The following is a 7827-nucleotide window of genomic DNA, read 5'->3' on the forward strand; positions in this document are numbered from 1 at the left end:
TTTATACTTTGCTAAATCTGTTAAAAAGTAAATGAAGTTGAGGAACAGGAATTTGTTCAGTATTATTTCCTTCTCTGATGTAATAATTATTATCATATAATTCTGGCATATCGTGTGCTTTAGTTTTAAAAACTAAAATACTTTTATCATTTTTATATTTCATCATTTTTATATTTGAAACTAAATATGATTTAAAATTATCACTTATTGGTTCTTTCTTTATTAATTGAATAATTTTTCCAAAATAATCATCAATATTTTTAAATTCTATCTCAGCTTCTTTATCTATTCCATTTATATAAAAATTTGAAAATTTAATATTTTTTACTTGATATTCTTTTTCATAGTTTTTAGAAGAATTTTCATTATCAGAAATACCAATAATTACATATCCTTCAATATTTCCACCAATATTTGAAATTGCAGTTAATGTTTTTATTACTTTTGAAAAACAATTGGTATCAAATTGTTTAGTTTTTATATTATAAAATCCTTGTTTGAAATCATATAAAGTATTCTCGATTTTAGAAAGGGTTAAAATATTCTCTAATTCTGTAATCCAAGATTCATAAGCAACATTTATAGATACTGTATTTTTTTCAAAAAATTTTTCTATAACCCCTTTAGTAGAATTTACAGCATTATATTTTTCTTTAGCACTCCAATTTCCTCCTCCTTTTGATAATGTAATACTATCATATATTTTATCTATTGCTTCAACTAAACCTTTATAATTTTTAATCTTCTTATTTTCTATAATCATTAATTTATATATACATAAAAATAAAACAATATAATATCTAGAAGCTTTATCTTTTTCATCTGAAAAGAATAAGCTTACAAAAGTTTTATTAGATATATCAAGAATTTTATTTATTTCGTCATAAACTTTAATAAAATTTCCTATTTCAAATCCTTTGATTTGTAATCCATTCTCTATTTCTCCTTTTCTTGAAGAAGTTTCATCATAAAATTCATCAAGAATTTTACTACTTGAACCTACTGTAAAATCTGTTAAAATAGATGCAACTATATCTGCTACTATTTCTTCATCTTTTGATTCTCTTATTTGAGCCTTTCTTATAATACTTTGTTTTATCCAGTAAATATCATCAACATTAATTCCTTCTCCAATATCATTACCACTTTTTAAACTTATCTTTTTCATATCATTTAATGGTAAAATATCTTCTACAGAAACATCTCCTCTTATTTTTGAGGAGATATTTCTTACTAAATCAGAAAATCTTCCCGTTGTTCCTGCTTGTCTAAGTTCTTGTTTAGATAATTTTTTACCATTAGAGTTAATCCTTCTAAAGATTTCATCTACTACTTTTTCTGTTGTATCTCTATAACTTGATATAGGAAATACATACTGGACTATTTTTACACAAATATCTCTTTCTAATTTTGGGAAATTTTGCTTTAAACTACTATTATCTAATAATAATTTTGTTCCTGCCATTGTTTCTAAATCAAAATATTTTCCTTCTATATCAAAGGCTCCATTAATAAAAGAAGTTATAGTATCTAAACGTTGCATTCCATCAATTATTTCATATTTTTCTTCTTTTTCAGCTAATAAAATCAATGGAATTGGAAATCCTTTAATAATTGAATCAATAAAACTTCTTTTCTCATCTATTGTCCAAACTAATTTTCTTTGATATCTTCTATTAACTATTAGTTTTTTATTAGTATATAAAGAATAAATTCTTTCTACACTTTCTCCACGAATTATTAATTTACTACTTATATTTTCCATAATATTCTCCTTAATTTAATTTTTTAAAATTTAAAAGTTTATCTCTATAGTATTCATACTGTTTTTGTCTCATCTCTATTTCAGCAGGTAATCCCTCTTTTATATCATTAACTAAAATATCAAATCTATCAAGAATATCGACTATTCTTTGTTGTTCTTCTAATGGTGGAAGTGGAATTTTAAATTTTGACATATCTGAAGCTGATACATCAATTACTTTAGTCCCTTTTGCATACCTAGATTTTTGGTTTATAAAAATTTGAGATTGTGAAATATACACAAAAAATTTCCCCAAAATAAAATTTGAAGGTTTAAATATTGTTGCATGTCCACCTGTAACAGCTTGTTTCTCTCCTAAATACAAAAGAGCTTTTCCAACATCTTTTAAATTTTCACTTGTATTTGTTATTACAACGTCTCCATAATTAACTTTCTTTAACTTTTTAGCTGTTTCTTCTGAAACAAAAGATTTTGTATCAACTGTTGAAGTTCCATAATATGTATAAATTTGTCCATAATGTATCGCAGGTACTCCAGCTTCTGTAAAATCTGTTTTAGGGAGTCCATTCCCTCTAACAAGCTCTCCTATCTCCCTTAAACTTTTCCACTCAACCTCATCTCCAAAAGTCAATAACTCATCTCTATAATGTTCATATTGTTGTTTTCTTAGTGTCAGCTCTGTTGTCAGCTCTGTTGTCAGCTCTGTTGTCAGCTCTGTAAATTTATCTAGTATTCTTACTATTTCCTCTTGAACTTCTATTGGTGGAATTGGGATTAATAGTGATTTAAAATCTTTACCTGTTAACTTAGGAATATTTCCTTTTATTAATGAAGAAATATTGATTGTTTGTAAAAAATGAAATAAATATCTTAATGATACTTGAGCTATCTCTGAAATAACATGAGCATGGTTATTTACCCAAATTTTTCCTTCTCCCCAAGTTACAACAGGATTTCCATTTTTAGTTAATACACTCCCATCTTCTCCTACTAAAACAAATTTTCCATCAAATATATAATCTATCACATAATCTTGTATCCCATTAGCTCCATAATATGGATATTTTCCTGCTTGTCGATTTGCTTTTGATATTGGTTTACGTTTATTATCTAGTATATTACAACATTTCTCTAATTCTTTCCACTCTACCCCATTGGGACAAAGTTTCTCTATTAATTCCTCTAGTTTACTTTTCATTTTGTATCTCCTCTATGCATAAACACTACTTTTTTCCCTTTTCTATTCACTATTTTTTCTTCAATCCTTTCTGTTCCCTCTCTATCTGCTTTATACTCTTTTCAGGTGTTGGTAGTTCTTCAGGTAAAATCCCACTTATCTCTTCCATAGTTTCTCTTACTTTCTTTCCTATATTATAGTGGACATCATTCGCTTTTCTCTGCTCTTTTATATCCCCTTTTTTAAGTCTCTCCTCTGTTTGAGTAATTCTAAAAAAATTAGCTGCTAATTCTGTTGAACCCATATGGTCTAAAATCTCTTCTTTTTTGTCTAGTTGCTTTCTTTTTCTAATATCTTCTGCTGTTTCTCCACCATATAGTCCTCTATATCCACTATTTTGAAAAGAGCCATAATTTTTAACACCGCTATCTTGAGCCGCCTTTGCCAATTTTTTATTAAATCCTTTTACATCATTTCTAAGTTTTAATCTTCTTTGCTCCTCAGTTAATTCACCAAATTCTTTCTCTTCTAACTCTTGTTTTCTTGTCTGAACAGCAAAATATTGTTGTCCTAATGCTATCATCTTCTTTCTAGGATTTCCATTTTGTACAATCAAATAGCAAGCATATCTTGTTAGCATGATGTCATATATCACTTTTTCAGCATTTTTAGGCATCTCTATCGTTTTGTTGACGTCAACAAAATGATCAAAAGTATTAATTTCAGATGTTTTTACAGACTCTCTTGCTTTTTCAATAACTTTTATAAAGTTTCTCCATTCTTTATATTCCAAAATATCTTGTAGTTCCCTCGCAAGCCAATATTCATTCCCATTTTCATCAATATGTTTAATCTCTTCAAAAGTTTTTTCGTTATAAAGCTGTATATCCATATTCCTCTCCTTCTAATCTATATTTCCTCTATAATATAATCACTATACCCCTCATAATAATAACTTATATCTATTCCCTTCATATAAATAGTACGATTATCTATCTCATTTATAAGAGCTTATTTAATAAATATTTTATTTTCTAACCCTCTATCTCCTCAATAATTTTATCTATCTCTATACGAAGTTTATCAATATTAGATACAGTTTTCTTAAGTTTCTCATTTAATTCTTTTATATCTATAATTTCCCTTGTGTCCTTAGCTTCAACATAGGCACTTATAGAAAGATTGTAGTTTTCTTCCTCGATTTTTCTGTTATCTACCATTTTTGAAATATATTGAATGTCCTCTTTTTTCTCAAAAATCTCTAGTATCTTTTTAATATGTTCAGCTTCTAAAACATTGTTATTTGTTTCTTTCTTAAAAAACTCCTCTCCACTTGCATCTATAAATTGAGTTTTTGTATTATTTCCTTTAGCCTTAGACAAAATCAATATATTTACAGCTATTGATGTTCCATAGAAAAGATTAGGTGCTAATGAAATAACTGTTTCAATATAGTTATTATCTACTAAATATTTTCTAATCTTTTGCTCTGCTCCTCCACGATAAAAAATTCCTGGGAAACAAACTATTGCAGCTCTACCACTACCAGAGAGATAATTTAAACAATGAAGTACAAAGGCAAAATCTGCTTTAGATTTAGGTGCTAATACTCCTGCTGGAGCAAATCTTTCATCATTTATTAGAGTTGGGTCATCACTTCCTACCCAATTAACTGAATATGGTGGATTAGATACAATAGCATCAAAAGGTTTATCACTTGTATGTTGAGGATTTATTAAAGTATTTCCTAAAGCAATATCAAATTTATCATAGTTTACATTGTGTAAAAACATATTCATACGAGCAAGGTTATATGTAGTATGATTTATCTCCTGCCCAAAGAATCCATCCTCTATATTTTTATCTCCAAACTGTTTTTTTACTTGTAATAGTAATGAACCTGATCCTGCTGCTGGATCATAAACTTTGTTTATTTTATTTTTTCCATATGTTGCTAATTTAGCTATTAACTTTGAAACACATTGAGGTGTAAAAAACTCTCCTCCTGATTTTCCAGCATTAGCAGCATAATTAGATATCAAAAATTCATAAGCATCTCCAAATAAATCTATATGATTTTTTTCAAACTCTTCTCCAAAATTAAGTCCAGCAACACCTTTTATTACAGCTGCTAAACGTTGATTTTTTTCTTTTACTGTTGTTCCTAACCTATTACTTGTTGTGCCAAAATCAGCAAACAATCCTTTTATATCTTTTTCAGAAGGGAATCCAACTGCTGATTTTTCTATCTCTGAAAAGATATTCTTTAAATCTGTATTTAAATTTTCATTCTCTCCAGCACTTTTTGTAATATTAATAAATAGTTGACTAGGATAGATAAAATATCCTTTTGTTTTGATTGCATCTTTTTTAATTTCTTCAGTTATAATTTCATCATTAAGCTCTGAATATTTAAAACTATCATCTCCAGCTTCTATAAAACTAGAGAAATTCTCACTAATAAATCTATAAAAAAGAGTTCCTAAAACATATTGTTTAAAATCCCAACCATCTACAGCTCCACGAACTTCATTTGCTATTTTCCAAATTTGAGATTGTAACTCGGCTCTTTGTATTCCACTTGACATATATTTTCCTCCACATCTATTCATCTTTACTTCTATTATACCATAATAATACTTTATTATTTTTTATTTTTAATTAAAAAAAAGAGGATTTTTTTAAAATCCTCTTTTAATTTATTTAAAGTTTAATTAGAATTTTTTCCCGAAATATCTCTCTAATAATCCTGCGAAAGCTCTTCCGTGTCTAGCTTCGTCTTTAGCCATTTCGTGAACTGTATCGTGGATAGCGTCGAATCCTAATTGTTTAGCTCTCTTAGCGATATCAAATTTTCCTGAAGTTGCTCCGTACTCAGCTTCAACTCTTCTTGATAAGTTCTCTTCAGTAGAAGCAGTTACACACTCTCCTAATAACTCAGCAAATTTAGCTGCGTGCTCAGCCTCTTCAAAAGCGATTCTCTTGTAAGCTTCTGCTACTTCTGGATATCCTTCTCTATCTGCTACTCTTGACATTGCTAGGTACATTCCAACTTCTGTACACTCTCCTTCAAAGTTAGCTCTTAATCCAGCGATTATCTCTTCATCTCCACAAGCTAATCCTTCTCCTACTTTGTGCTCAGTTGCCCAAACTCTTTCTCCTGACTCAACAACTTCTTCCCATTTGTCTTTTCCAGCTTTACATACAGGACATTGAGTTAATGTCTCATCAGTTATAATTTCTCCACATACTTTACATCTCCATTTTGCCATTTTAATTCCTCCTTAAATTTTCCTTATTTTAATTTCTATTTCCTTTTTTTCTTTTTTGTAATCGTTTCATTTTTATTACAATACTAATATACTATATATTACTATTATTGTCAAGTATTTTTTAAAAAATTTATTTTCTTTTTATTATATGCTTTTGAGGTTGAATTATTATCTCGGTTATAACTGTTCCTTCCCTCTGTAAAAATAGGCTTTCTACAGCATTTGCAACACACTCTGGGAGTATGTAACTCTCCTCCTCATCTCCCTCTCTAAAATTTAATTCATCATAAAAAGATGTCTTAGTTATATCTGGAAGGATAGAGATTACTTTTACTCCAGTCTTTCTCACTTCATCAAATAATCCCTTTGAAAAGTGTAGCAATCCAGCCTTTGTTGCTGAGTAAGCACAGCCATAAGTACTTGACTTTGTAGCTGTAATAGATGAGATATTTATTACTGTTCCCTTTCTTTTCTTCAAATCTCTCAATAGTAATTGTGTTAAAACTAAGGGAGCTTCTAAATTTAAAGCTATCATCTTGTGAAGTTTTGTGGGACTAATCTCTTCGTGTGGTCCAAAATATCCTACTCCTGCACAATTTACAAGTATATCTATTTCCACCTCTTTTTTTAATTTTCTCACTAACTCCTCTATATTTTGATATTTCACAAGATCACAAACTATTGGAAAAAATCTCTCACTCTCAATACTCACTTTAGAAAAATCTCTTCCAACACCATACACTGAATATCCCATATCTAGAAATTTTTTTGAGATAGCTAATCCTATTCCAGAAGTAGCCCCTGTTATCAAAACATTTTTCATCTCTTCTCCTTTTTCTATATAAATATTTTTTCTAAATCTACATAATTCAGTATTTTCTCTTTTACAAAATCCAACATCTCTTGATTTTCAGCTTCTGAATATGTATACACACCCTCTTGACAATGGAAAGGATAGTTTAAAATTAGAGAGTTTACTCTATTCTTTTTCATTCTCTTCATATACTCTTTAGATATTCTAAACGTACCAATACTAACATCCAAAATCTTTGTTCCATCTATCTCTTTAAAAGTTTCGTCTATCATCTCACCATAAACAGTATAAAAATCTTCTACCTTTATCATTGGATCAAAACAAATTCTCACCGTCCAACCTGCTTCAATCAATATTTTAGCAGACTCTACCCTCTTCTCAAAGGGTACAGCTCTTTTTTCAAACTGTTTTGCAAACTCTTTAGGAGATATTGTCCAAGCAACTATAAAGTTAGGATTAGGCTCCAGCTCACCAAAAACCTTTATGCTAGAACTTTTTGTTCTCAATTCTATCTTCAAATTCCTATGTTTTTTTACAAAATCATACCATCTTTTCACAAAGCCTGTTATCTCTTCCAAAGCCATTAAATCTGTATCATACGATATGCAAATATACATAGATCTCTCTTTTAAAATCCTCTCTATCTCTTGAAACATATCCTCTAAATTTACAAAAATAACTATATTTCCTGAAGAGTATACCCCTTGTAGATAGCAGTACTCACAATCATACACACAGTTTAAAACTGAAGATGAGTAGTAAAAATTCTCATTCCCAAAACTTTCACAAACTTTAGGTA

General features: G+C 28.9%; 7 protein-coding genes. All 7 read right to left on the reverse strand.

Going from position 1 to position 7827, the window contains the following annotated elements; translation table 11 throughout:
* Position 1: 1 nt before the first annotated feature.
* On the reverse strand, positions 2 to 1765 hold the full coding sequence (locus ABNK64_RS00885) for a DUF262 domain-containing protein (RefSeq protein ID WP_349763170.1): 1764 nt from the start codon (positions 1763 to 1765) through the stop codon (positions 2 to 4).
* Between the two features lie 10 nt (positions 1766 to 1775).
* Complete coding sequence (locus tag ABNK64_RS00890) at positions 1776 to 2963, reverse strand: restriction endonuclease subunit S (RefSeq protein ID WP_349763171.1); 1188 nt, start codon at positions 2961 to 2963, stop codon at positions 1776 to 1778.
* A 49-nt stretch (positions 2964 to 3012) separates the two neighbouring features.
* A complete protein-coding gene (dinD, locus tag ABNK64_RS00895; RefSeq protein ID WP_349763173.1) occupies positions 3013 to 3834 on the reverse strand; it encodes a DNA damage-inducible protein D in 822 nt (273 codons plus the stop codon).
* Between the two features lie 142 nt (positions 3835 to 3976).
* A complete protein-coding gene (locus ABNK64_RS00900) occupies positions 3977 to 5530 on the reverse strand; it encodes a type I restriction-modification system subunit M (protein WP_349763175.1) in 1554 nt (517 codons plus the stop codon).
* Positions 5531 to 5656: 126 nt separating this feature from the next.
* On the reverse strand, positions 5657 to 6214 hold the full coding sequence (locus ABNK64_RS00905; protein ID WP_291256192.1) for a ferritin family protein: 558 nt from the start codon (positions 6212 to 6214) through the stop codon (positions 5657 to 5659).
* A gap of 130 nt (positions 6215 to 6344) precedes the next feature.
* Positions 6345 to 7037 (reverse strand): SDR family NAD(P)-dependent oxidoreductase, encoded by a 693-nt coding sequence (locus ABNK64_RS00910; protein WP_349763177.1) that lies wholly within the window; start codon positions 7035 to 7037, stop codon positions 6345 to 6347.
* A gap of 14 nt (positions 7038 to 7051) precedes the next feature.
* A partial coding sequence (locus ABNK64_RS00915; RefSeq protein WP_349763179.1) for an SPL family radical SAM protein occupies positions 7052 to 7827 on the reverse strand: 776 nt, incomplete at its 5' end.

The organism is Fusobacterium sp. SYSU M8D902, assembly GCF_040199715.1.
Lineage (GTDB): Bacteria > Fusobacteriota > Fusobacteriia > Fusobacteriales > Fusobacteriaceae > Fusobacterium_A.

Bases quoted from the DNA above. Each gene is read 5' to 3' on its own strand.
- ABNK64_RS00885 (WP_349763170.1), bottom strand. From the start codon at position 1,765: ATGGAAAATATAAGTAGTAAATTAATAATTCGTGGAGAAAGTGTAGAA.
- ABNK64_RS00890 (WP_349763171.1), bottom strand. From the start codon at position 2,963: ATGAAAAGTAAACTAGAGGAATTAATAGAGAAACTTTGTCCCAATGGG.
- dinD (WP_349763173.1), bottom strand. From the start codon at position 3,834: ATGGATATACAGCTTTATAACGAAAAAACTTTTGAAGAGATTAAACAT.
- ABNK64_RS00900 (WP_349763175.1), bottom strand. From the start codon at position 5,530: ATGTCAAGTGGAATACAAAGAGCCGAGTTACAATCTCAAATTTGGAAA.
- ABNK64_RS00905 (WP_291256192.1), bottom strand. From the start codon at position 6,214: ATGGCAAAATGGAGATGTAAAGTATGTGGAGAAATTATAACTGATGAG.
- ABNK64_RS00910 (WP_349763177.1), bottom strand. From the start codon at position 7,037: ATGAAAAATGTTTTGATAACAGGGGCTACTTCTGGAATAGGATTAGCT.